General features: G+C 39.6%; 20 protein-coding genes. 8 read left to right on the top strand and 12 right to left on the bottom strand.

All coding sequences use genetic code 11. The annotated features are described in order from the left end of the window. Nucleotides 1–8: 8 nt before the first annotated feature. From ispH to CMT41_RS04885, 7 genes are all read left to right on the top strand, one after another. Nucleotides 9–938: a 4-hydroxy-3-methylbut-2-enyl diphosphate reductase gene (ispH, locus tag CMT41_RS04855; protein ID WP_058026509.1), complete on the top strand. Its 930-nt coding sequence runs from the start codon at nucleotides 9–11 to the stop codon at nucleotides 936–938. A gap of 519 nt (nucleotides 939–1,457) precedes the next feature. Next, nucleotides 1,458–2,048 (top strand): type IV pilus modification protein PilV, encoded by a 591-nt coding sequence (gene pilV, locus CMT41_RS04860; protein ID WP_058026510.1) that lies wholly within the window; start codon nucleotides 1,458–1,460, stop codon nucleotides 2,046–2,048. Nucleotides 2,049–2,110: 62 nt separating this feature from the next. Further along, nucleotides 2,111–3,112, top strand: a complete 1,002-nt coding sequence (locus CMT41_RS04865) for a PilW family protein (protein WP_058026511.1) — start codon at nucleotides 2,111–2,113, stop codon at nucleotides 3,110–3,112. Then, on the top strand, nucleotides 3,112–3,657 hold the full coding sequence (locus CMT41_RS04870; protein ID WP_057180060.1) for a pilus assembly PilX N-terminal domain-containing protein: 546 nt from the start codon (nucleotides 3,112–3,114) through the stop codon (nucleotides 3,655–3,657). The genes CMT41_RS04865 and CMT41_RS04870 overlap by 1 nt, the downstream gene beginning before the upstream one ends. 36 nt (nucleotides 3,658–3,693) lie before the next feature. Continuing rightward, on the top strand, nucleotides 3,694–7,359 hold the full coding sequence (locus CMT41_RS04875) for a pilus assembly protein (protein ID WP_198149787.1): 3,666 nt from the start codon (nucleotides 3,694–3,696) through the stop codon (nucleotides 7,357–7,359). Continuing rightward, the gene (locus CMT41_RS04880; RefSeq protein ID WP_057180062.1) at nucleotides 7,359–7,784 is read left to right on the top strand and encodes a type IV pilin protein; all 426 of its coding nucleotides are present in this window, start codon (nucleotides 7,359–7,361) and stop codon (nucleotides 7,782–7,784) included. The genes CMT41_RS04875 and CMT41_RS04880 overlap by 1 nt, the downstream gene beginning before the upstream one ends. A gap of 1 nt (nucleotide 7,785) precedes the next feature. Beyond that, nucleotides 7,786–8,136: a hypothetical protein gene (locus CMT41_RS04885; RefSeq protein WP_058026513.1), complete on the top strand. Its 351-nt coding sequence runs from the start codon at nucleotides 7,786–7,788 to the stop codon at nucleotides 8,134–8,136. 229 nt (nucleotides 8,137–8,365) lie between these two features. On the opposite strand, the gene CMT41_RS04890 is transcribed toward CMT41_RS04885, so the two are convergent. The 9 genes from CMT41_RS04890 to CMT41_RS04930 form a co-directional block, all read right to left on the bottom strand. Beyond that, entirely contained in the window at nucleotides 8,366–8,971 is a 606-nt protein-coding gene (locus tag CMT41_RS04890) for a GspH/FimT family pseudopilin (RefSeq protein ID WP_057180064.1), read from the bottom strand. Between the two features lie 117 nt (nucleotides 8,972–9,088). Continuing rightward, complete coding sequence (locus CMT41_RS04895; protein ID WP_057180065.1) at nucleotides 9,089–10,264, bottom strand: chorismate mutase; 1,176 nt, start codon at nucleotides 10,262–10,264, stop codon at nucleotides 9,089–9,091. A gap of 110 nt (nucleotides 10,265–10,374) precedes the next feature. After that, complete coding sequence (locus tag CMT41_RS04900; protein ID WP_057180066.1) at nucleotides 10,375–10,761, bottom strand: MAPEG family protein; 387 nt, start codon at nucleotides 10,759–10,761, stop codon at nucleotides 10,375–10,377. A gap of 62 nt (nucleotides 10,762–10,823) precedes the next feature. Beyond that, nucleotides 10,824–13,268, bottom strand: a complete 2,445-nt coding sequence (locus tag CMT41_RS04905; RefSeq protein ID WP_058026514.1) for a penicillin acylase family protein — start codon at nucleotides 13,266–13,268, stop codon at nucleotides 10,824–10,826. A 327-nt stretch (nucleotides 13,269–13,595) separates the two neighbouring features. Beyond that, nucleotides 13,596–14,036, bottom strand: coding sequence for a hypothetical protein (locus CMT41_RS04910; protein WP_057180068.1), 441 nt, complete (start codon nucleotides 14,034–14,036; stop codon nucleotides 13,596–13,598). A gap of 473 nt (nucleotides 14,037–14,509) precedes the next feature. Then, the gene (locus CMT41_RS04915) at nucleotides 14,510–16,678 is read right to left on the bottom strand and encodes a malate synthase G (protein ID WP_058026515.1); all 2,169 of its coding nucleotides are present in this window, start codon (nucleotides 16,676–16,678) and stop codon (nucleotides 14,510–14,512) included. Between the two features lie 348 nt (nucleotides 16,679–17,026). Continuing rightward, nucleotides 17,027–17,749, bottom strand: a complete 723-nt coding sequence (locus CMT41_RS04920) for an LrgB family protein (RefSeq protein ID WP_058026516.1) — start codon at nucleotides 17,747–17,749, stop codon at nucleotides 17,027–17,029. Beyond that, nucleotides 17,742–18,128, bottom strand: coding sequence for a CidA/LrgA family protein (locus CMT41_RS04925; protein WP_057180071.1), 387 nt, complete (start codon nucleotides 18,126–18,128; stop codon nucleotides 17,742–17,744). The genes CMT41_RS04920 and CMT41_RS04925 overlap by 8 nt, the downstream gene beginning before the upstream one ends. 6 nt (nucleotides 18,129–18,134) lie before the next feature. Further along, the gene (locus CMT41_RS04930) at nucleotides 18,135–19,082 is read right to left on the bottom strand and encodes a LysR family transcriptional regulator (RefSeq protein WP_058026517.1); all 948 of its coding nucleotides are present in this window, start codon (nucleotides 19,080–19,082) and stop codon (nucleotides 18,135–18,137) included. Between the two features lie 333 nt (nucleotides 19,083–19,415). On the opposite strand from CMT41_RS04930, the gene CMT41_RS04935 reads away from it, so the two are divergent. Further along, nucleotides 19,416–21,002 carry an isocitrate lyase gene (locus CMT41_RS04935; RefSeq protein ID WP_057180073.1) on the top strand — a complete coding sequence of 529 codons (1,587 nt, stop codon included), beginning with the start codon at nucleotides 19,416–19,418 and terminating at the stop codon, nucleotides 21,000–21,002. Between the two features lie 203 nt (nucleotides 21,003–21,205). Here the strand turns inward: CMT41_RS04935 and CMT41_RS04940 are convergent, their stop codons facing one another. The 3 genes from CMT41_RS04940 to CMT41_RS04950 all read right to left on the bottom strand — a co-directional run bounded on the left by CMT41_RS04940 (nucleotide 21,206) and on the right by CMT41_RS04950 (nucleotide 24,989). Next, nucleotides 21,206–22,012: a DUF481 domain-containing protein gene (locus CMT41_RS04940; protein ID WP_058026518.1), complete on the bottom strand. Its 807-nt coding sequence runs from the start codon at nucleotides 22,010–22,012 to the stop codon at nucleotides 21,206–21,208. A gap of 910 nt (nucleotides 22,013–22,922) precedes the next feature. After that, on the bottom strand, nucleotides 22,923–24,185 hold the full coding sequence (gene lysA / locus CMT41_RS04945) for a diaminopimelate decarboxylase (protein ID WP_058026519.1): 1,263 nt from the start codon (nucleotides 24,183–24,185) through the stop codon (nucleotides 22,923–22,925). 279 nt (nucleotides 24,186–24,464) lie between these two features. Further along, nucleotides 24,465–24,989: an NADPH-dependent FMN reductase gene (locus CMT41_RS04950; protein WP_058026520.1), complete on the bottom strand. Its 525-nt coding sequence runs from the start codon at nucleotides 24,987–24,989 to the stop codon at nucleotides 24,465–24,467. Nucleotides 24,990–25,068: the final 79 nt, after the last annotated feature.

Raw genomic sequence — 25,068 nt, forward strand, 5'->3', positions numbered from 1 at the left:
GGGAAGGTATGGAAATTATTTTAGCAAATCCTCGTGGTTTTTGTGCAGGTGTGGATAGAGCCATTAGTATAGTGGAACGCGCTTTAGATTTATTTGGTGCGCCTATCTATGTTCGTCATGAAGTTGTCCATAACAAGTTTGTTGTTGATGGTCTAAAAAAACGCGGCGCTATCTTTGTTGATGAGCTTAGTGAAATACCTGATGATAATACCGTTATTTTCAGTGCACACGGTGTCTCTAAAGCGGTTAGAGACGAAGCTAAAGCTAGAGCATTAAAAGTATTTGATGCTACTTGCCCCTTAGTCACTAAAGTTCATATGGAAGTGTCTCGTGTCAGCCGGAAGAATATCGAGTGTATTCTTATTGGCCACGCTGGACACGCTGAAGTGGAAGGTACTATGGGACAATATAGTAGTGACTCTGCGGGTATTTACTTAGTTGAGTCAGCGGAGGACGTGAAAAACCTTGAGGTTAAAAATCCGGAAAAACTCTATTTTTGTAGCCAAACCACCTTATCAGTAGATGACACCATGGATGTTATCTCTGCACTTCATGCTAAATTCCCGTTAATAGAAGGCCCTAGAAAAGACGATATTTGTTATGCCACTCAAAACCGTCAAGATGCGGTCCGTGAAATAGCCAGTAAAGTTGATCTTATGTTGGTGGTCGGTGCAAAAAATAGCTCTAACTCCAATCGTCTAAAAGAACTAGCGAGTAAAATGGGGGTGACTTCTTATTTAATTGATACCGCAGAAAACATTGAAGCTGACTGGTTAATCGGTGTTGAAAAAGTGGGCGTGACCGCTGGCGCATCGGCACCTGCAGTGTTAATTAAGCAAGTCGTTGAAACCTTAAAAACCTATGGTGGTCGTGAGGTTATAGAACACCCAGGTAAAGAAGAAAGTATTGTATTTGCAGTCCCTGCAGAATTGCGCTAGTCTTAATTTACTAGTTGAAAGTAAAATAACTTGTTATGTTAACACTATGTTGTAAATTTTATTCACATAGTGTTAATGTACAGTGTCGGTTTTAATTGGATAACATCAACCAATGTTTAATCATTGATGAAGTGCTTATAAGTGTTTGGGCTATGATTAAGTGAGTTAAAGCCGTGAGTAGTCGCTGTACACATTAAAAAATAATGATGAAGTGTTAGAAAAACTACTCTTAGTGAGTTGTGCTGTTTGTATCCCAAGGTACGTCTGTGTTTCTTGTACATATACAGTATAGCTAAATAATAGCCATGGACATGGTGGGGTAGTTAATCATGCTAACAATTTCTTCATTTTATTACTCTCAAATATGTATTTTTAATATTGAGTACACCCTAAAAAAATCACTCTATTTCCCATCGTTTTCTCTAGTTATTATTTCTTTTATTTATCAATTTTCATTCAAACAATCGTTACTTTCTATTTATACCAAAACGATTAAACAATTTAAGTGGAGTAATCTTTATGATGGGCAAGACAATAAATAAATTCTCATCGCCTCGAATAAAAAAGCAACAAGGCATGAGTTTTATAGAAGTACTTATTGCTTTGGTTATTCTTGTTACTGGAATTTTAGGCGCAGTTGCCATGCAGATAACAGCTAAGCAAGGTAGTTTTGATGCAATGCAGCGCTCCCTTGCTTCAAGCTTAGTACAAGATATCATTGCCCGAATGCGTGCACAAACACCATCGATAGACCCAGGTTTAACACTAAGTGAATATGTAAAAAATGATTATGCTAAGGGTGACGGAGTATATAAAGGTGATGCTAGCGTTGTAAATATGATTGATAATGACCGGTATGAATGGGAATTAGCACTTATGGGAGGAAATGTTACTACAAATGATGGTACAAGTGTAGGTGGTTTAGTTGGTGGCAGGGGGTGTATAACACTAAGTATGGATGAAGATGGTAATACCATTGAAAATGCTTATACAGTTGTTGTTAGTTGGCAGGCAAAAAGCAAGACGACAGATAGTGCGGTTATTAATTGTGGTGTTAGCGGCGCTAAGAGGCGACAAGTAGTAGTACAGACCTTTATATATAATATTTAACATAGTCTCAACTGTAAAAGCTAACTCGCTGTTGACAGTGATGGAAAAGGAACCTGATAAGTATGCACGCTAAGAATAGGTACGACGTAGTTAAACTACCAAGCCAAGCAGTAAAAGGCTTTACCTTGGTTGAGCTGATGATCAGTTTATCTGTTGGCTTAGTTTTATTTGCTGGAGTTATGAGTGTTTTTGTTGGTATGCGGACAACAGCGGCGGAAACCTCTACCTATGGAGAGTTACAAGAAAATGGACGCTTTGCCATTAGTGTACTCACAGATGATTTATTAAGACAAGATTTCTGGGGCGATTATGCCGGGCGATTTAGTACTAGTAACCTTATAGGCTTACAAGCTGCTCCAGGTAATGATTGTATTGGCGGAGGGGTTAATAATGCAACTTTTCCTCTCGCGATTGGCCACTTTAGAACAATCTGGGGGCAAACACTTATTGCAGGATCGCCAAACCCTTTAGGTTGTTTTACTACTCCGACAGGTACTCGTACTAAAGACGGCTCTGATGTTATTCAACTTAAGCGAGTGATTGGCACTCCTGTGGCGGCAACGACTCCAGGAAACTATTACTTGGACACTAACGTCATGCAAGGTGGTATTTATGCTCAAGGGCAACCAGTGCCTGTATTGGATAATGCTCGCACTTGGCAATATCAACACCATGTTTACTATGTCAGAGAAGAGAAAGTAGGTAATGACTATGTACCAGTATTAATGCAAGGGCGTTTAGCAAATCTTAGTATGAGCTTTAACCCTATTGTTGATGGCATTGAAGTGATCCGTTTTATGTATGGTATTGATACGAATGGTGACGGGGTAATTAATGCCTATATTTCAGCCGATAATATGAGCGAGGCTTTATGGGATAATGCTGGTGGGGCGAGAATTTTAGCGGTTAAAGTTTATGTGCTGGCGCGTAGCATTTTACCCGATTTTAAATATCAAAATAACAATACTTATCAGATGGGCGGCTTAGCACTAACCGTAAACGATAATTATCGTCGTTTACTTTTTAGTTCAACAATAACTTTATATAACGCGAGAGTAAACTAATGACAATACTTAAGAGAAGCTCTCATCGGCAATATCCTACTAGTTATCTTGGTATTGAACGAGGTAAACAACGTGGGGTAGTCTTAGTGGTTTCACTCATCTTCTTAATTGCGCTAACAGCAGTTGCCTCAGCCTTAATGTTAAATACCACCACTGATATGAAAATGTCTGGGGCGAGTGAAATGCAAGTCGTTGCTAACCAACAGGCTTTTGGTGCTATGGATGAGCTTATTTTTCGACAAGTCCAACATGGCGTTGGTCAAAAAAATGACTTTGCCCTGCCTATTAGTAACTTTGCCGTAGATAAATCCGTATTAGCTGATTTAACCAGTAGTAATGCCGATGGTAATATAACTTCTGCTAGTATAGGCTTATCAAATAACCCCTTGATACTCGAATATCCTTGTCCTCACTCAAGGAACGCTTCTTCTGTACAGGTGTTTACTTGTAACATACTCAGGGTGCAAATAACTAAGCAATATGGTCGAAATAACACTAGTACAGTACAAGTTAATTCAGGGATAGCTCAGCAATTATTAAAATAGATGCTAGGCATTGAGGAAATGTATGAGGATTATAAAATGAATAATTTTTTAGCGAAAAGCCTGTTGGCGTTAATGCTCGCTACAGCATCTGATATAACGTTAAGTGAAGATATTGATCTTTATATTAGTGATGTTGTTCGACAGGCTGGTAAGAGTACTAAGGTACTGATTATTTTTGATACTTCAGGCAGTATGGGTGATGTGCATACGGTATCAGCTAAATTTGACCCTGAACTAACATATCCGGCAACTGATTCAGCTCATGCTTATCTGGATCGAGCCCTATATTTTAATAAGGGTGGAATTGATAATAACACCACAATTCCTAGCCACCACAATGATGCTCGCAGGTTTGATGCTGTTATTAATAGCTGTAAAAAGTCAATAGATATTTTAGCTGTCGAAGGTTACTATACTGGTCATATTCGAGAATATACCTATAAGGGGCACAAGGGTACTTGGGGTGAAATTCGCGATAATAACAGCTTAAGTGGTATTGAAATAATAGACTGTGAAGATGATGCTTATATAATTGATAGTGAAGGCGTTGTTGATCTCGGGTCTACATATAATGCCGAAGGCCTGCTTCCTGGCTATCCCGTGAACGATCTAGGCACTAAAAAATCCCCCATATCCCATAACCCGCTGAAGACCACCACTAATGTTGACTGGGCTTCAGCGAGTTATGTTACCTTATATACGGCTAAATATCTACGCTGGTATCACGGTCAAACTGTGGGTAATCTTACAGAAACGCTTATGGATACAGCCATAACAAGTATCAGCGGTGTTATAAAGACCACTCCGTCAGTTGACTTCGGTCTAGAGTTATTTAACTTTAATGCCGGTGATGGTAGTGCTAGTGGTAATGGAGGCCGTATTGTTTTAGGCATCCAAAAAATGACTACATCCAATAAGGCCGATTTACTCAACATTATAAATAACCAAATAACTCCGAATGGAGCAACCCCGCTTTGTGAATCTGTTTATGAAGCCTCACAATATTTTGCTGGTGCAGGGGTAGAGTTCGGTGATGATGATATCAATTATCCTTCTTATAATTATCATAAAAACATACCGCCACCGGACACCGATATCGTCAAGTCAAACGGTGATTATCTCAGTCCTTTCAATAACTGTGCTTCGAGTATTGCTCATATTATTCTGATCACTGATGGTGTACCGACTAATGATCATAGAGCGGATAGTAAAATTACTGCTCTGAAGACCAAAGTGCTGCGTGTTGATAGCAATGGCACTCCTGTTTATGATGCCAATGGTCAGCCTATTTATGATGATAAAAATTTCATTGGAAGCTCATACCATTGGAATAACTATAGTAAGGATGATAGTTACTTACCAGCGCTAGCAGGCTGGATGAGTGAATACGATATAAATACAAATTTAGATGGTAAGCAAACGGTAGTTACTCATACCATTGGCTTTAGTGGTGGTGCGGATGCTGCAAGATCTTTACTAGTAGAAACAGCAAGACAAGGTAAAGGGGAATATTTCCATGCTGATAGTGGTTTGCAACTAACACAAGCTTTAATCAGTATTCTTAATAGATTACCGCAATCTAATGATCGTTTGGCTTCAGCCTCGGTGGCGGCTAACAGCTTTGATAGAACACAAACCCTTGATTCTGTTTATTATGCTATGTTTGAACCGCAAACTGGGGCTCGTTGGCAGGGGAATTTGAAAAAATATAAAGTCAAGGATGGCAAAATAACCGGCGTGGGTGGTACTGAGGCAATTTGTGAAGTTAATGATCGCAACACATTTTGTCAAAATGCACAAAGTTTTTGGTCACCTCAAGTTGATGGTGATATTGTTGGTAAAGGAGGTGTGGTGGCGTGGTTTAATAGTCAAAAACCAAGTGATAGAACGCTTTACATGGATGGTGGCGTCGGGTCCTTAATTACATTTGACCGGACAAACCTTGAGGCTGCTTTTACTGATGCCGATACCGGCGTGGTGAGTTTGGCCGCTATGTTGGGGGTGGCTGATCTTGTTGACAGTAATGGTGACTCGATTGAAAGCGCCGCTGTTGATGAGATGCTTGCTTGGGCAACCGGTGCTGATGTTGATGATGAGAACAATGACAACGAATTTGATGACATGCGAGCCGATGTTTTTGGTGACCCACTACACTCCAAACCTTTAGTGGTTAACTATGGAACGAGTATACGTATTGTGATTGGTACTAACTCAGGTGCCTTGCATATGTTTAAAGATAGTGGTGCCACAGTAGAAGAAAGTTGGGCATTTATGCCAAAAGAATTCATCCATAATATAAAACCTTTACGTGATAATTACGCATCTTCGAATAAAGTCTACGGTATTGATGGTGAAATTACATTGCATTTATATGATAAAAATGGCAATGGTAAAATAGACAGCGGCACCGATAAAGCATGGATTTTCTTTGGTTTACGCCGAGGGGGCAGCTCATATTATGCTTTAGATATTACCACACCAGATGCACCTAAGTTGATGTGGCATATTGATAGTGGTACAGATGGTTTTGAGGAACTTGGTCAATCTTGGTCACAACCTAAAGTCGGTTATTCAGCACTTAATACTTCAGGTGACACTGCTAGCCCCGTGCTCTTTATTGGTGGTGGTTATGATGTTAATAAAGATAGTGACGGCTTAGCAACTTCTGATACTAAAGGTCGAGCAATTTACATGCTTGACGCAGAAACCGGCAACATATTGTGGAGTGCGTTACCTCAGAATGGTACTACAGTCTTTCCAGGCTCTCATAGTATAGCTTCTGCTATCGGCTTGCTTGATAGTACCGGTAATGGCTTAGTTGATCGCTTATATATTGGAGATACGGGTGGTAGTATCTGGCGAGTTGATATGCCAGATGATGAAACAAAGCATATTTCAGTATTTGAGTTGGCTACATTTGGGGGGGGAGATGATGATCAGCGCTTCTTTTATGAGCCGACAATTGTGCGAGCACTTATTTCTGAAATTATAGAAACAGAGGTTTCTGATGGTCAAGGCGGTAAAAAAACTATCACAGTTCATCAAGAGATCCCTTATGATGCTGTTTTAATTGGCTCAGGAGATAGATCAGACCCTTTAGGTACTGATACTTCGGACACTCTCTATATGATTAAGGACAGTAATATAATCACTCAAACATTTTCTGATAGTAGTACTCCTCCGGTCCCTACGGCAGGATTTACTAAAGATGATTTATATCCCTATACCTATGATCCTTTTGGAAATGCTTCCACCCCACAAGCAAAAGCAGACTTGCAACTGTTGGTAAGTAAAAAATCGGGTTGGTATATCGATTTATTACAAAGTGGTGAAAAAGCCACTGCAGCGGGGTTAGTTATTAATGGCATTGCTTATTTTACTACTTACACGCCTGCGCCTGATGGAACTATTATTGATTGTAAACCACCGGAAGGAAGTGGATGGTTATATGCGGTAGATCTTGCCTTAGGTATTAGAAAGAACTTGTACCTTCAAGATGTGCGTGATGATGATAACCGTGTTTATAAAATCAATAATGACTGGTTGGGAGCGCCTACTTTAATTGTGATACCTGAAAGTGATGGTGACCCAACGACAGTGGATAAAGCTAAAGGAGATATTATTGTTGGTGATGAGGTCATTAATGTAGGTTTTTCTTTAGGAACTACACGCACCTATCTTTATAGTACGGAGAACCAATAATGCCGCAAAATAAGGCGATAGTTAAAAAGCAACAAGGATTTACCCTGATAGAATTAATGATTGTTGTTGCCATTATTGGTATTTTAGCCGCCGTGGTTTATCCCTCTTATGCTGATTTTGTTGTGCGTTCAAACAGGGCTGAGGCACAACGAGAATTAATGCGTTTAGCTAATTTACAAGAGCAATTGTTTGTTGATAGACGCAGTTATAGTGCCGATATGACAGACTTAGGCATGTCAGCCAATCCTTATGTGACCGAGAGTAAAAATTATAGTATTAGCTCTGTGGTTGCTAATAACGGCACCACCTTTATTTTAACTGCTACAGCACAAGGTAGACAGAGTAGGGATACTTATTGCCCTAGTTTAACAATCAATGAAGCCGGGCAGCAAGGTGCTAATTCACCGACTTGTTGGGAGAAATAATATGATTAAAGTTCATTTTACTTTTTGTGGTGTTGCATTTTTTTCTATGTCAGCATTATTATTATCGTTTACTGTAATAGCTGAAAAAAACCATCAACAAAAGTATGAAGCTGTCTTGGGCAAACAAATGCAGGTTAAATGTTTTGTGGAGTACCAAGGTGGTGGTGATGATATCCGTTTTGTGATGGGTCGTTTTAACAAACCAAGCCAGGCAATGAAAATGTTGCAAGGTAGGAAAGTGGGTAAACACAACACTCAAAAGACCGTATATAAAGTCAAGCAGTGTGTACAAGAGCATGAGCGCTTTAGCAGTGCAAAAGCGAGGCAGTTAGATAAAAGTTTGTTCAGGTAAACGGCAAAGCTTAAGGTAAGTTAATAATGTCGATTAGAATAGCCCTGTATTATTAGATGGGGCTTTTTTATTTGAGATATGCACATTACCTCGACATGTTAAATATTTGACCTTGCCTGAACTTAAGGACCTTGATGTTAGCAGCCGGATATAATGCATACTAACGCCTAATAGGTTAGAGAAAAGATACTCGTTTGAATACAGAACGCTGGTAATATTTAGGTGACTATTATGGGCAAATAACATTCCCGCCGTTCCTGAATTCATCATGACCGTCATTATTAGCATCAGTAGTGACATAAGTTCGTCCGGAAATTGATAAAACAATAGCCCGTCCGAGACTCTTGTCATTTTGTGGGCAGTATATAAAGATGCTTGCAGCAGTGGTTAACGTACCTGTTGGAGCAAACCTTATACTGGTTTGACCCGCATAAGTAATGGTGTCACCGGCTGTAGTCGCTGCCTTTATTTTTACTAGAGTATCAGGCGCTAAAGGATCGTCTGTATATAGCCCGTTGTTATCTAAATCAATAAATGCAGTCAATTCATTTTGCCAGTTTGTCGTGCAGACACCATTTTCTAGTGGACAAATGATAACATTTTGCTCCATCGTTATTGCACTATTTCGAGCTGAAAGCACTAAACGATTAAGCTGACTTATTTCATTATCAATACGCATTTTCACTAAAAAAACAGTCATACTAGGAATTGCGATAGTGATCATGATAGCGGCTACGGCAATAGTTATCATGAGTTCAACGAGTGAAAAACCTTTTGAACTATTATTATAATTAACTTTTTGTGGGTTATTAGATTTAATGAGAAAAAATGGCATGATAAAGACCCAAATGCTACAACGACTCTATTATTTATAACACTTTCCTTTAACTCTCGCTAGTGCTATATATCGTTGAGGTTAACGATATATAGCCCCATACAATGTTATTGCCGTCTATAGCGCACTACTGGGAACGCTAGTCGGACTGATATGCTCTATCGGATAGCAGCCTAGCACTTTAATGAAGTTAGTATGTGGGGTCATCTCGTTAATTGCTTCTTGCAAGGCAAAACTCTTTAAATTAGCTTCGACATCAATATAAAACATTTCTTCCCATGGGCGTCCTTGGATAGGTCTAGACTCAAGTTTGCACATGTTAATGCCTTTTTGCTTAAGGACTAATAAGCATTCTACTAAGGCGCCTGATTTTTGACCGGTAGACAAAATAATCGCAGTTTTTGCTGGAATTTGTTCTGCCACGTCAATTGCTTTTCGAGCAACTAAAATAAAGCGAGAGTGATTTTCTATTTGGTTGGCAATAGAGTGCTCTAAAGCGTGCAACTGATAAAGGTGGCCACCTTCTTCGCTGCCAATTACCGCAATGGTTTCATCTTGCAACTTAGCAACCTGCGCCATGGCATCGGCAGTACTATCACAATACTCAATACGAATACCAGTTTGCTTATCTAAGAAATTACTGCATTGGGTAAAGGGTTGCCCATGGGCATATATGGTTTTTATTTTATCTAAGCTAGTGTTTACCGACGTTAGCAGACAATGTTCTATCGGCTGAGTTATTTCACCCACAATAAATAGGTTAGTGTGTTGCAGTAAATCATAAACTTCGTTAATACTACCTGAGCTGGTATTTTCTATAGGCAACATGCCGTAATCAACTTGCCCTGATTCAACTTGATGTAATATGTCAGAAAAACGTTGGCAACCTGATTCAATGATTTTCTCTGCTCTACGGGAAAAATAGCGATGGCTGGCAAGATAGCTATATGAGCCTTTATCACCTAGGAAGGCTACGCTAACGGTTGGCACTTGAATATCAGGATTAGCCAGTGTTTGTAAGTAAGCTTGTTGATTTAAAACCGAGTCTTCAATAATAGTTTGAAATACACTGGTAACATAGTGAGCATCTAAACCTAAGATTTTACCTTGCTTAATTAAACGTATTAAAAGCTCTTGTTCGCGTTGTTGATCTCTAATAGGGCGGATTTGTTGCACTTTACTCTTCGCGACACTAAGTGTTAACGCCCGACGTTTTGCCAACAAAGCTAATAAATCTTGATCTAAAAGCGTTATTTCTTGTCGTATTTCATTTAAATCTAACTTTTCGCTCACTAGTTTACCTTTTTATTGTTGATTGACTGTTTACTTTGAGTAGTTACTCTAGCTAGCTTAGCTAAATAGTGTCAACTGTTTCTTTAGACGTTTTTGTTTGTCAGTAGTGGTTAAGGTATGCATTGAAATATTATGGCAAAGCTGCATAAGGTAGCAATAGCCCAGACTATTGATCTTAATAGGCCAATATTTAACAAATAGAAAAGGTTATAGAGCACTCGTGCAATTATATGGACAACAGCCAACACCAGTATTGTTGGTTGGCTATTGTTTGTTGCTAGGGCTAAAAGAAGTGCGGGGGAAAAAAGAATAACTGACTCAAAAGCATTTTGATGGGCAGCGAGGGCACGAGCACCAAATCCGGTGAGTTTGCTTTGCTGCTCTCTTGGGTGATTATTGTTGTATCCGCCAAGTTTAGCCATGGCAAAAGCTACTGGGATTTTTGCCAGTAGTGGTAAAAACAGTGCTAAAAACAAGCAAATAATTAATATAGTCATAGTTTATCTCTTTATTAAATTGTGAACATAGTGCCAATATTGTCTTCGTAATTAAACACTACTTAATAGCTAAGTAAGGTCAACTTATACTGCGTTTTTCCCGGTAAAAATGGCGAAGCTATACCTTGTTCCCAGTCACTATGTCCCATGCCATAATACGGACTCCAAGGGTGACCTGATTGGCTAGTTGGCATATGAAATATACCATCAATTTCGTGCCCCGGTGATACCACCATACGTTCAGAGGCACCAAAGGCTTTTCCTTGTACCCTTGGCATATAGCTATCGCCAGCTAATGCTTCACTTGGCATATCAAGCCAATAATTTAATAGCGGCAGGGCACTACTTAAGGGGTGTTTTATCGCCGAACTGTTTTGTTGCCCCCAGGTCGCAGCATTGAGTGGCTGGTTAGTCGACATATCACTAAGGGTTAAGGTTAGTGCCTTAGTAAACAGCTCTTGCCAGCTGTTTTCCCCTAGCATGATGAAGTTATTGGGTTGTTCATTAATAAGCTGCCATAAGGGCACTTCAATTTGGTGGCGAATACTTTTGAAATTAAAAGCGTTATCAATATTTTTTAAACTGGTATTCAATTCGAAAAAAACACTATCTCGAAGGTTAATTCTAAAGTTACGCACTAAGCGATAACTCACAGAGTCAATGCTGGCTCTTAATACCTCGGGTTTTGTTAACAAGGTTTTTACTTGCGCAAAGTTATTATGCTGGGCAAGTACTTGTTCGGTTAACACGGTCTCAAGAATAAACTGCTGCCAGCGTTGTAAAAAAACGGCTTCATCATCTAGGCCTATTTTAAGTAGCGCTTGTTCGTCAAACTGTTCTTGGGCGAGTAAATTATCTCTAATTTGCTTTGCACGAGCACCGAGGGCATAGCCACCATTGCCAAGTTTTTCATACATTTCACCACCAACGACACGGGAATTCGCCGTCCATAGTCTGTGGTTTTCTGGATTTTCAATGCGAGGATAGTCTGAAGGAATTAAATAGCCTTGCCAGCGATTATCCCCTGAGCTCCATGATTGAGGTGTTTCACCAACGGCGCCTTTTTTGATAGGGATTGGTCCCATAATGGTCCAGCCAATAGCACCGTCTTTATCCGCGACCAATATATTTTGCGCAGGGATACCGGAGCGAGCCGCAATATCTAACGCCTGCTCAACAGTTTTTGCTTGCTCTAATTGAGTAGCCGTTAAGTTGACTGCTTCCTTATCGTGGGCAACCCAGCGATAGGCCAGTGATTTCCCTTGATGGTTTTTCCCAATAACAGGCCCCCAAATTGTTTCCTTTACCGTGATCGCTTGGGCTTTTTGTCCTTTAATGGCGATTACCTGTCTATGAAAGGTAAAGTCTTGATAGCCAGTTGGCGTTAAATATTGGCTGTCATCAGCATTAGTGGTTAGCACAATCACATCACTATAGTCGCCGTAGCTATTGGTAAAGCCCCAGGCAATATGACCATTGCTACCAATAACCATATTTGGAGTACCTGGCAAGGTGGCGCCAGTGACTTTAATTTGTTCAGTAACGGACTTTAAGCCAGAAATTGTGATATGTGGATATTCAAAAGAAGCGCGAAACCAAGTATTAGGTACACGAATGCCAAGGTGCATATCATTGGCTAAAATGGCGCTTCCGGTCGAGGTTAACGCGCCTGAAATTGCCCAGCTGTTAGAACCAGGGAAATGATCACCTTGATATCTATGGGCAATATTATTAGCTAGTTGTGTGTTATTAGCCCATGCAATGTCATTTTTACCGTCAAGGTTAACACTTGTAGCAGAAGGCCACGCCTCTTTAGGCATAGGCGCTGGAGATAATTGACTACCATCAATTGCCGCATCCCAGATACTGCCTTTAGGATCTAAAAATGCATACACATCACCCGATAACACTGCTTTCATTAAACCCAGGGTACGCTCACGTTTACCATCGTGGTATTGAAGATCTATATACATACTAAAAATAGTGAGGATTGAGTCTTCTTCACTCCATTGCACCGGCTCTTGTTGCAGCAGAAGGTATTCAAAAGGCGAAGAGGATAAATATTTTAACCCTTGGTTGACACCTCGAGTATAGGCTTTAACTAAATCAAGTTGCTCTTGGGGCAGCTGAGCGACTATTGCTCTGGCCCGATCGCGAAAGCGATGTTTACGGATCGATTTATCATAATCAAGAGCGACAACACCAAAAAGGCTGGCCAACTCACCTGCGGAGTTTCGTCTTAATAAGTCCATCTGAAAAAATCGCTCTTGTGCATGGACAAACCCTAAAGCAACAGCAATATCGGCTCTACTTTCGGCCTTTATCGTGGCAATACCCTGCTGGTCTCGCTCAATTATGGCAGTTTTTTTTAAGCCAAAAACGGTTTTTTTCCCGTCTAGTAGTGGTAGGGCGCTATCAACTTTACTGTAAAGCCAAGTTAATGCCGTTGCTAACACTAATAAACTGATAAGTAAGAAGCCAGTGAGTATTTTTTTTATTTTGTTCATGGATAAGGCAAGCTAGATAAATTGATATAGCAGAGTAACGCAAAATGCCCTGAGTGAATATTCTTAGTTACTTTTATTTAAACAATGGTATTAGCATACTTATGGCTATTAACTCAATAGACCTCAGAGTATTACTGTTTATTCTTGGCCTAGTAAATACTGGGCTGAACAATACTGAGTTGTTGGACGAGAGAGCTTGGCGATTTGCCCATATTTAGTTAACTAAGCTGAACCCTGGATCATGGGGGGGGATAATATCTAAGTTAAATTAATGGCACAATTTATTCAATTATGAAGGTAAAACGTTTATCAATAGCGGGTCATTAACTATACTTTGCTGTTACATTTTGCCTTTATCACTTTGCTCTTAGGTGTTGGCTCTAGCTGCTCAGTAATATTTCCTTTAACCGGGCTGGTAAAGTATGAAATAAATTGGTTTAGCTTGTCGCTAAAAGCCATGGCGCTGTTAAAAAACTCATTGGAATTATTGACAACATTCATTGTTAAGGGTGAATTTTCTAGCGTTAACATAGTCGGGTTTGACAAAATTAAGCCCGTGGAAAAATTATTACGGTATTGACTGGCTAGTGTGCTAGGTGTTTTTGCCACTACCTTGATAAAATTGTAGTTATTATAGCTCGAGCTATAGGCATTGCTCACATTTAAATACTGTATTTTAATAGCAGACTTGGCAAGTGCCGGGGATATATTGCTCAATATTACGAAGGTGATAGTAAAACTAACTAATAGTAATTTAACTGATTTCATTGCCTATATCCTTTAGCTTTGCCCATATACTGGTTAAGTGTGGTGTTGTTCGCAACCACTATGTCTTTTATTGCTTGAGTTGCAGCTATTATTTAAGATTACTCAATTGTAACAGTTGTTACTTTACTGGTTGTTTACTCATTATGCTAGCGAGTTGAGATAAGTTGCTTCTTTCACACGGTAGATGGTAAAAGTTGGTTAAAGAACATTGTTAAAGTAAAATGGCTAATAATTACCTATAAGCTGTCTATTTATTAGCACCATTTAAGGGCATAAATATTACCAAGTATTTCAAAAAAATCACATGAGTCACAAAAAACTCGAAGTAGTTGTTGAACCTAGCTTAACGCTTTGACTTCGCTTAGTTGAGCATGACAAGCAACACAGGCGCTATTATGCAATAGCGCCTGTGTTGGTTACTTTTTCCGTTTAGCGCTTGAGCGACTAAGTTTAAGTTTAACTTTAACTATTAGTTAGCGCTGTTGACGCTTCTTTGCTAAGCGATATTGATGCAGTAATGGCTCGGTATAACCATTTGGTTGTTCAGCACCGGAAAATATTAATGCGCAAGCGGCTTTAAAGGCAATGTTATTGCTAAAGTCATCACTCATTGCTTGATAGTTAACATCAGTCGCGTTTTGTTGATCAACAATACGGGCCATTTTCTCTAAACTTGCCTGTACTTGCGCGGTTGTACAAATGTTATGTGTTAGCCAGTTGGCAATGTGTTGACTGGAAATTCTTAAGGTCGCTTTATCTTCCATTAAGCCGACATCATTGATATCCGGTACCTTAGAACATCCGACACCTTGATCTATCCAGCGTACTACATAGCCTAGAATTCCTTGGCAATTATTGTCTAGCTCTTGGCTTATTTCTGTTGCACTCCAATCGGTATTTTTTGCCAGTGGAATGGTTAATATATCATCAATATCAGCGGCTTTACGTTGACTAAGCTGTGTTTGTACAGCAAATACGTTCACTTTATGGTAATGCAGGGCGTGCAATGTCGCTGCCGTAGGTGAAGGTACCCAAGCCGTATTTGCCCCAGCTTCCACATGATTTATCTTGGTTGCTAACATGTTTGACATTTGATCTGGAATTGGCCACATACCTTTACCAATTTGCGCCTTTTGGCTAAAACCGCAAGCCAGGCCGACATCAACATTGTTATCTTCATAAGCGCTAATCCAAGTCGTTAACTTGATATCGGCTTTTCTTGCCATAGCACCAGCCATCATAGAGGTATGAATTTCATCGCCTGTTCTGTCTAAAAATCCGGTGTTGATAAATACCACACGATCTTTGGCAGCAAAAATACAGTTCTTCAAATTGACACTGGTACGTCTTTCTTCATCCATAATACCCATTTTTATGGTGTTGCTTGGTAATGACAATGCCTTTTCTACCCGAGAGAATAAGGTATCGGCAAAAGCTACTTCTTCAGGGCCGTGCATTTTTGGCTTAACAATGTAAATTGAACCTTCACTACTGTTACGGTATTCACCATTACCTTTTAAGTCATGCAAGGCAACTAAAGAGGTGATCATTGCATCGAGAATGCCTTCAGGTACTTCGTTACCTTGGCTATCGATAATGGCATTATTTGTCATCAAGTGACCGACATTACGGACGAACATTAAACTTCGCCCCTTCAGGGTAACTGTGTCGCCATTCAGTGTCTGTACGCTAAAATCAGGGTTCATGGTACGAGTGATGGTTTGACCATTTTTATTTACCGTGGCAGATAACTTACCTGTCATTAACCCCAACCAATTTCGATAAGCTAATACCTTATCTTCGGCATCAACCGCTGCGACTGAGTCTTCAAAATCCATAATAGTGGTTAAAGCAGATTCAAGCATGATGTCACTTAACCCAGTAACATCTTGCTGACCACTATTACTTTCATCATTAAATAATAAATTTAAATGTAAGCCATGGTGAGAAAACATTAACGATTGTGGTTTATTGATACTGCCAGTAAAACCAATAAAAGCTGAGGGTACCTTTAAGGCGGTTTGTTGACCATTAGTCAAAGTTACCATCAATTGCTGCTCAGTTAAGTGGTAACTAATCGCTTGCTTATGGCTGCCAGACACAAGTGGCAGGGCTTGATCTAAACTATCCTTGGCAAAGGCGATAACCTTTTTACCCCGTACTGGGTTATAGGCTTTACTTGGCTTGGCACCATTTTCATCACTGATGACATCGCTACCATAAAGTGCATCATATAGACTTCCCCAGCGTGCATTTACCGCGTTTAAGGCAAAGCGAGCATTCATTATTGGTACCACAAGTTGCGGTCCTGCCATAAGCGCTAATTCACTATCAACATTACAGGTGTTAATACTAAAGTCTGCTACTTGCGGGACAAGGTAATTAATAGTCATTAAAAACTGCTTGTAGTGAGCAAAATCAAAGGGCTTATTGTCTTGATGGTATTTATCTATGCTTGCTTGTAAGGCCTCACGTTTTAATAACAGTTGTTGGTTTTTGGGGCTAAGTTCATTAATTATATTGGAAAATTGCTGCCAAAAGTGCTTTGAACTAATGGCCGTGCCAGGTAATGCTTCATATTCAATAAAGTCAAAAAGACATTGGCTAACTGTTAAGTTTTCTATGGTTACTGTTGCTGGCATTATAACTTGACCTTTTTTTCAAAAAAATTATATTAAAAGTGTTAAGAATGTTGGTGTGAAAGTTTCTCTACTAACGTCACTGCTAGTGCAGTTACGCTGAAATAGCGTTGTAAATAAATATTAATGATAATCCTATGGCTTATTATCACTGCTGGCAATAGTGCTTTAAGTTTATAAATTTATACTAGGCCAGACTATTATGGCTACGACTCCATTTAAGTTATTGTTAATTAATGTTATTTTGTTATTATTGTTATAGATTGTTTAGCTAGCATGATATTATTGTACTTTATGATAAACAGCATTCATATGGTGAATGATTCTTGCTGCTGAGTGCTGGTAGCCCTTTTAGTTAAATAATTGCTGCAGTAACGGTACTAACCAAGGGCTGATCAGTGCGGTAAGTAAGGCGGATAAAATCAAGGCAACTGAACTGTATGCGCCATGTTCAGCACTAACCCTAACTAACACCGCGGTACCAATAGCATGACTGGCACTACCTATGGCCAAACCCTGAGCTTTTGCGGAGTTTACCCCAATAAAGCTAAGCCAAGCAGGACCGAGTAAACCGCCAAATAGCCCGGCAAGCAAAATAGCAAAAGTGGTAATGGAGCTATCACCAGATAATTGCTCGGTTAACGTAATACCAATAGGTGTGGTTACTGATTTAAGTGCTAATGCTATGGCTATTTCAGGGGCTTTAATAAAGATCATCGCCATAATAAAGCTGACTGATATCACCACTATAATACCTAAGGCTAAGATAGACATGATCTCCCGCCAATGAAATTTTATCTGTCTGAGCTGTTGATAAAGTGGGAAACCTAGGGCAACAATCGCTGGTTCTAACATAAGATTAAGAAAGTAAGTTGCTTGGCTATATTGCTGATACGTTATATCAAGAAAAAGCAGTAGGGGTACTAATAAAATGATGGTAAGCAACATCGGGTTTAACCAAATTGATTGCCATTTTTGTTGAAGTTTTGCGGATAATTGATAGGTGGCAATCGTAGTCAAGGTGATGGCGATACTTGCTAAAATAGGCGTGTTAATTAGCACACTATCAAGCATTATTTTCACCTGCGGATGTACTGTCATCATCGGGTACAGGTGTAATAAGAAAGCGTTCACTGAGACAACCTATGACCGTCAGTAAAAGAAAAGTCGAGCTAAAGATAATGGTAATCAAGGCTATGCCGTGTTGTTGTATTAATTGAAAATGATTAATAACACCAACGCCGGCAGGAACAAAACAAACCCCCATATTTCTAATAAGCCACTGATTAGTAACGCTAACCTTATGCGGGCTAAACCAGTTTAGTTGTAAAAAAACAGCATAAATAACCATACCGTATAAGCTTGCTGGTAGGCCTGACAATAAATAGTTAACAAGCTTTCCTAGCAGTAAACTAATACTGATGGCAAAAAGGGTATAAAGCACATTTTTCATCGTCAGTTATTTATTATTCTCACAAGTTTGTGCCGCAGCAATGACTAATTTTCTAAACCAAATATGGCTGGCATCGTGATGTAATAAGGGACTCCAGATCATTTTTAACTCTATGTCGGGGATATCAAAGGGCGGTTTTAGAATAGTATAGTTACTGTCATTCTTGTGTAACATCGCCGCTTTGGTCGGTAAAGTAGCAATTAAATTATCTTCATAAGCAAATTGCATAGCAACATGGTAATTACGGGTAAAAACTTTAATGTCACGCTTCTTACCTAAGCGGGCTAGCGCTTCATCAACCCAACCGAGCTTTTGCACATCTTTAGGATCCATACCCACGCCAACACCAAAGCCAGTTTTTGAAACCCACACGTGTTTTGCGCTAAGGTAAGCGTTTAAATTAAATTTATTGACTAATGGGTTGTCAGCGCTTAATAAACAGGAAAAAGAGTCACGCCAAATTGTTTTTTGATGGAAAGATTGTGGCAATTCATCAAAACGGTTAATCGCCATATCAATTTTACCTGCCTCTACATCATGAAAGGTAACATCACTTGGCGTCATAATGTCTAAGGTGACATTAGGGGCTACTTCATTTAAAGACCTTAGTAGCGTAGAGAGCAGCGTTGAAGCAGCATAATCACTGGCCATGATCCTAAAAACACGTTGACTGTTAAATTCGTTAAATTCTTCTTCGCCTTGCAAAGCTTCTTCTAAATCAAGCAATATTTTACGAATACTTGGACCTAAAACGCGAGCACGTTCTGTCGGGACCATGCCATTAGAAGTACGTACTAAAATGGGATCGTTAAATAAAGTCCTGAGCCGTTTTAAGCCATTACTCATCGCCGGTTGGGTAATATTAAGCTGGCTTGCTGCCCGAGTAACATTCTTTTCTCGCAATAATACGTCTAAATAAATAAGTAGGTTTAAATCGATTTTAGAAATATTCATGTCGTTAATGGCTCTCTCGATAAATATAAGTCAGGTAGATATAAGCTAAATTAAGAGCTAATTCAATGTGTTTTTAGCAATATAGTGATAAAAAAGTGGTTGATAAGTGGCATAACGGCAAGTTTTATTCATTGTGTGAATGATGGTAATAGTAAATATATATTTTAAAAATACCCTAAACATAGGTTATTGTTTTTGTAGTCCGGTTTGAAAACTTACTTTTTAATATTCACCTTAAGGTTTGACCCTTTGATTTAAGGTCTCAATTAGCAAGTTAATCAGCCAATACTAATAACACCTATTTAATCTACAACAAGACTTTTGGAGAATGATATGTCTAACTATCAAAGTGCAATTGAAGCAGTTAAAGCCATTAAGGCACAAGCGGGTAGTTCATGGGCCGCTATTAGCCCTGAGTCTGCTGCTCGCATGCGTACCCAGAACAGATTCAAAACGGGTCTAGACATCGCTAAATATACCGCAGACATTATGCGCAGTGATATGGACGCTTATGATGCTGATAGCTCTAAGTACACTCAGTCTTTAGGTTGTTGGCACGGTTTTGTTGGTCAACAAAAAATGATTTCTATCAAGAAACATTTTGATGGTAAAACAGACCGTCGTTATTTATACCTTTCTGGTTGGATGGTGGCGGCACTTCGCAGTGAATTTGGACCTCTTCCTGATCAATCTATGCACGAAAAAACGTCGGTAGCCGCTCTGGTTAAAGAGCTTTATACCTTCCTACGTCAAGCTGATGCCCGAGAATTAGGTGGTCTTTTCCGCGAACTAGATGCGGCAAGCGATAGCGACAAAGCTGCCATCCAAGACAAAATCGATAATCACGTTACTCACGTAGTGCCAATTATTGCCGATATCGATGCGGGTTTTGGTAACGCGGAAGCCACTTATATCATGGCAAAACAAATGATCGAAGCCGGTGCTTGTGCCCTGCAAATTGAAAACCAAGTTGCAGATGAAAAGCAATGTGGTCATCAAGACGGTAAAGTAACGGTTCCTCACACTGATTTTCATTCCAAGATCCGCGCCTTGCGTTATGCTTTCCTAGAGCTAGGTGTCGACAACGGTATTATCGTTGCACGTACTGACTCTGAAGGTGCTGGCCTGACCAAAGAAATTGCGGTGGTTAAAGAGCCGGGCGATCAAGGTGATATATATAACTCATTCCTAGACGTTGAAGAAATTGACGTAGCTGATATGGCACAAGGCGATGTCTGCTTTAACCGTAACGGCAAGCTTGTTCGTCCTAAACGTTTGCCTTCTGGTTTATACCAATTCCGTCAAGGAACCGGTGAAGAGCGTTGCGTATTTGACAGCATCGAAGCAATTAAAGCGGGTGCTGACTTGCTTTGGATAGAAACAGCCACACCAAACGTTGCCGATATCACGGCAATGATGAACGAAGTTCGTAAAGAAATTCCGAATGCTAAACTGGTTTACAATAACAGCCCATCATTTAACTGGACGTTAAACTTCCGTCAACAAGCATATGACGCTATGATCGAGGCGGGTGAAGATACATCGGCTTATGTTCGTGCTGATTTAATGAATGTTGACTATGACGAAACTGAATTATCTAAACGTGCGGATGACAAGATTCGTAGTTTCCAAGCGGATACTGCACGTGAAGCCGGTATATTCCATCACTTGATCACTTTGCCTACTTACCATACCACAGCATTGTCTGTTGATAACTTGGCGAAAGAGTACTTTGGTGATGAGGCTATGCTGGGTTATGTTAAAGGTGTACAGCGTAAAGAAATTCGTCAAGGTATCGCCTGTGTTAAGCATCAAAATATGTCAGGCTCTGACATGGGTGATGATCACAAAGAATACTTTGCTGGTGAGAATGCCCTTAAAGCTGGCGGCGCGAACAATACGTCTAACCAGTTTAGCTAGATTCCTTACTAACTAGTTAACTAATAAAAAACCAGTCTTAACGACTGGTTTTTTATGTTTAATGAGCAGTGGTTTAAGTTTTCATAAGCAAGAAATAGACAATAAAAAAGGCTGCTTTCTAAAAGAAATAACAGCCTTTTTGACTATTAACTTAGCGATAAAACAACTAAGTTCTCAAGCTGTTCACCGTATACTGGTTGGTATTAGAAGCTATAAACTAAGGTCACTGATGTTTCAGTGTTAGTATTTTCAAAACCTTGTTCTACTTCAGTATCGTAATCAACACGAAAAGAAAACTTGAATTGTAAAGATTCCATTAGCTTGGTAGTCAATGAAGTCTCTGATTTATAGACACTGTTTTTACCAGACTCGAATGCTTGTTTGGCAACAAAGTATTGTTTGAATTCAACAAAGTCATTGATTTGTTTAGTGTATAACGCTTGGGCTTGCACAATGGCAGCAGTTTCACTGTATTCTTCCATCGCCTGCTTAGTATCAGTCGCATCAGAAGCGCGAATTACATCGTATTTTACACCCGGACCAATATCTGCAAAAAATGAACTAGTTTCAGTTTCCCACCAGTGACGACCCCAACCAAAAGAAGCTGACGTTTGGTATTGAAAACTACTGAACTTATTTTGTTCATAATAAGCGCTGCCGTAAAGGTAGTTTTTACCACCTTCTTCTAGCGAGTAGTTAGTCTGCCCTAGGATGTCCCATTTATTATCTGTGCTTTCAAAAGACTTTTCTTTTGTTATTTCATCTTCTGTTTCAAGCTTCTTAGCAAGGGCATTAAAAGACAATGAATTTAACCATTGTCCTGCTTCATGTTTAAGATTTATACCCGCTTTGATATCACCAGTTTTGGTATTACCCGTGGTAAATAAAAACCCTAATTCTGCCGAAATAGTTAATGATGATTTTTCTTCATCAACCGCTTCTTCAGCCAAGGCATATTGGCCAGTAAAAGGTAATAACAGCAGAGCTGCAGCAGCTATTTTAGATTTCATGTTCATCCTTAAAAAATGATAATTGATCAGTTAAAATGTTGGAGGGATTAATTTTTCGCGATCCTATCAAATTTTTAGATGACAGCCAACTTGTAAACTTATGTAAATGAAAAAATCGTAATAAGTTTTACCTTATTGCGATAACTCAGTTAATTAAACAATAAATATCATCATGTTAATTTATGGCTCTGTTGTTGTTGTTGTTGTTGTTGTTGTTGTTGTTGTTTAGTGTCGGCGAGTAAATAAGCGAGACGCATAAACCCATCCATGGGGCTCTGCACAAGCATCAGGACAGTGTGCTCAGGATAATAGCTCCTGCATTATCTCATAAGTCACATCCATGTGACGTCTGCACTGTCTAGTAAGGGTATATCCATATACCGTCATGCTTGTGACGCTCGCTTTTATCACACCACCAACACTCACTATAAAATCAATAACTTACTATATTACCAACACCTAACTACAACACAGCTTAATTTATTAATAGCATATAGCTGAGAAATATTTTACCGACTAACTAGGCTCAGCAATTAGTGTTTTAAACTCTGAGTGGTAACAAACTTAATTGATTTGGTATAATTAAATGAAAAATTAGCCAATAAAATTGAGCTAGGTTACCACTAGCTTGATGTTTTGGTGATGGCAGTAATAAAATTCCACAACCATGGGCTGAGCGCGGCGGCTATGCTGGTTCGAAAAACATGTTATCTACTCTGTAAGTGCTCTATGGCCATGTTGATTATCGCCTGCTGTTGGCAAATATTGCCCAGCCTTTAAAGCCGGCTAATGGCAGAAGCAAGGTGCTATTAAATTTTTCGGCCTGCGCTAGATAAGGTTGCTTGGGCCGCAGTGTTAAGGTGCAACGCTTGATAAAAAGATGAACATAAGCCTGTCCTTGGCACCTTTGCTAAAGCCAGCTTGGTATAATATCTTGATTGATGATTTCTTCATAACTAGGGCGCTTTTTCACTATTGCAAATTTACTGCCTTTAACCATTACTTCTGGCGCCAGCATACGGGTATTATAATTTGATGACATAACCGCGCCATAGGCCCCACAGCTCATAATGGCAATCAAATCGCCGGCATTTGACTCATGCACTTGCCGCGCTTTGGCAAAGGTATCGCCAGTTTCACAAACAGGCCCAACGACATCATAGGTTTTTAGTGATTTTTTAGCCTTATTGACGGCAAAAATTTGATGATATGCATCATACATACTGGGTCTGATTAAATCGTTCATACCAGCATCGAGCAGTAAAAATTGCCGTTCTTCACCCTCTTTTACAAAAACAACACTGGCTACCAGAATCCCCGCATTGCCCAATAGCGAGCGACCCGGCTCGATAATTATTTTGCAATTAAGTTGGTCAAGTTGGGCGTTGACTATATCGGCATAGGCTTGCTTGCTGGGAATAACTTCATCACGGTAGGTAATGCCTAAGCCACCACCAACATCAATTACACTAATGTCATGACCATCGGCTCGAAGCGCAGTAACCAGTTCGGCAATACGTTGGTAAGCTTCGGCAAAAGGAGCCAAACTGGTTAATTGCGAGCCAATGTGTACATCCACACCTTGAACTTTTATGCCGGGTAACGCTGCGGCTTTTTTATAGGCCAATTGTGCCTTGGAAATAGGAATACCAAACTTGTTTTCTGCCTTTCCGGTGGAAATTTTTTCATGAGTTTGCGCACAAACATCAGGGTTAATGCGAAAAGCAATCGCTGCTGTGGTATTAAGTGAGCTGGCAACTTTCGATATCAACTCTAGCTCAGGCTCCGACTCAACATTAAATTGTAAAATACCTAAGGATAACGCGTAGTGGATTTCATCTTGGGTTTTAGCCACCCCAGAATAAACAATTTTATTTGGGGGGATGCCAGCAGCAATGGCGCGACGAATTTCTCCCATAGATACCACATCAGCGCCTGAGCCCAATTTTGCTAAAGTGGCAAGTACCGCTTGGTTGCTATTCGCTTTTACTGCATAACAAATCAGAGTGTCTTGAGCGCTAAATGCCTGTTGATAATCTTGAAAACTTGCTTCAATGGCCGCGCTTGAATAGCAATAAAAAGGTGTTTTTACCTGCTTGGCAATATCACTAATAGCAATATCATCAACATACATTTCATCATTTTTGTGTGGGAAGTAGCTAACTGGTGTCATAGGGTAATCATGGGTCTTGAGCAAAGATAATGTAGCTCAATTTATGCTAACTGGTGGCACTATTCAAGGGCTAAGTGTAATAAGGTCTGGGTAAAAAGTTATAGCTCATAACTGGTATCGAATGGGCTAGGTGTTTACTTAACTGCATTTAATCGATTCAGCCGGGACTTAGACGGTTAACGTGGAGGTAAATATTATCTCTATTGCCACTTGAGGGCGTTACTTGAGCTAGCTAATTTAACTAAGCTCAAGTTGATTTTAGTGAATTTCCGCGGTTCTTTAGCTTAGCTGTGCCAGAGCCGACTGTAATTCATCAAGTAGGTCCGGATTAGTAATTTCTTGTTTGTCACTATCAAAATTATCAAAGAAACTTGGAATGGATAAACTCGCTTTTACATCCGCGGCAAAATAAGGCGCTGAGGCTGTTGCTGCGGTTAATACTGTTTTAGCGCCACCGGGGCCTGGAGAGGTAGCCAATAAAACCATAGGTTTATTTTGAAATAACTTCATGTCGATGCGTGAGGTCCAGTCAAATAAGTTTTTATAAGCTGCGGTATAAGAGCCATTGTGCTCAGCAAAAGAAATGATAATAGCATCGGCTTGGCCTAATTTAGCGTAAAAAGCTTTGGCAGCATCGGGTTGACCTAATTCATCTTCTTTATCTTGACTGAATAAAGGCATTTCATAATCGTTAATATCTAATATTTCTACCGTGGCATCAGGTACCAGAGAAGCGGCATACGTTGCTAATTGTTTGTTGATTGACTTTGAGCTACTGCTGGCTGCGAAGGCTAATAATTTCATAATGATGCGTCCTGTAATTATCTAAATAATTTAGATATATGATTAATTCAATGCTTAGTTCAATGGTAAATAAGTGACT

The sequence above is a fragment of the Colwellia sp. MT41 genome (assembly GCF_001444365.1).
Taxonomy (GTDB): Bacteria; Pseudomonadota; Gammaproteobacteria; order Enterobacterales; family Alteromonadaceae; genus Colwellia; species Colwellia marinimaniae.

Bases quoted from the DNA above. Each gene is read 5' to 3' on its own strand.
- ispH (WP_058026509.1), top strand. From the start codon at position 9: ATGGAAATTATTTTAGCAAATCCTCGTGGTTTTTGTGCAGGTGTGGAT.
- pilV (WP_058026510.1), top strand. From the start codon at position 1,458: ATGATGGGCAAGACAATAAATAAATTCTCATCGCCTCGAATAAAAAAG.
- CMT41_RS04865 (WP_058026511.1), top strand. From the start codon at position 2,111: ATGCACGCTAAGAATAGGTACGACGTAGTTAAACTACCAAGCCAAGCA.
- CMT41_RS04870 (WP_057180060.1), top strand. From the start codon at position 3,112: ATGACAATACTTAAGAGAAGCTCTCATCGGCAATATCCTACTAGTTAT.
- CMT41_RS04875 (WP_198149787.1), top strand. From the start codon at position 3,694: ATGAATAATTTTTTAGCGAAAAGCCTGTTGGCGTTAATGCTCGCTACA.
- CMT41_RS04880 (WP_057180062.1), top strand. From the start codon at position 7,359: ATGCCGCAAAATAAGGCGATAGTTAAAAAGCAACAAGGATTTACCCTG.
- CMT41_RS04885 (WP_058026513.1), top strand. From the start codon at position 7,786: ATGATTAAAGTTCATTTTACTTTTTGTGGTGTTGCATTTTTTTCTATG.
- CMT41_RS04890 (WP_057180064.1), bottom strand. From the start codon at position 8,971: ATGCCATTTTTTCTCATTAAATCTAATAACCCACAAAAAGTTAATTAT.
- CMT41_RS04900 (WP_057180066.1), bottom strand. From the start codon at position 10,761: ATGACTATATTAATTATTTGCTTGTTTTTAGCACTGTTTTTACCACTA.
- CMT41_RS04905 (WP_058026514.1), bottom strand. From the start codon at position 13,268: ATGAACAAAATAAAAAAAATACTCACTGGCTTCTTACTTATCAGTTTA.
- CMT41_RS04910 (WP_057180068.1), bottom strand. From the start codon at position 14,036: ATGAAATCAGTTAAATTACTATTAGTTAGTTTTACTATCACCTTCGTA.
- CMT41_RS04915 (WP_058026515.1), bottom strand. From the start codon at position 16,678: ATGCCAGCAACAGTAACCATAGAAAACTTAACAGTTAGCCAATGTCTT.
- CMT41_RS04920 (WP_058026516.1), bottom strand. From the start codon at position 17,749: ATGCTTGATAGTGTGCTAATTAACACGCCTATTTTAGCAAGTATCGCC.
- CMT41_RS04925 (WP_057180071.1), bottom strand. From the start codon at position 18,128: ATGAAAAATGTGCTTTATACCCTTTTTGCCATCAGTATTAGTTTACTG.
- CMT41_RS04930 (WP_058026517.1), bottom strand. From the start codon at position 19,082: ATGAATATTTCTAAAATCGATTTAAACCTACTTATTTATTTAGACGTA.
- CMT41_RS04935 (WP_057180073.1), top strand. From the start codon at position 19,416: ATGTCTAACTATCAAAGTGCAATTGAAGCAGTTAAAGCCATTAAGGCA.
- CMT41_RS04940 (WP_058026518.1), bottom strand. From the start codon at position 22,012: ATGAAATCTAAAATAGCTGCTGCAGCTCTGCTGTTATTACCTTTTACT.
- lysA (WP_058026519.1), bottom strand. From the start codon at position 24,185: ATGACACCAGTTAGCTACTTCCCACACAAAAATGATGAAATGTATGTT.
- CMT41_RS04950 (WP_058026520.1), bottom strand. From the start codon at position 24,989: ATGAAATTATTAGCCTTCGCAGCCAGCAGTAGCTCAAAGTCAATCAAC.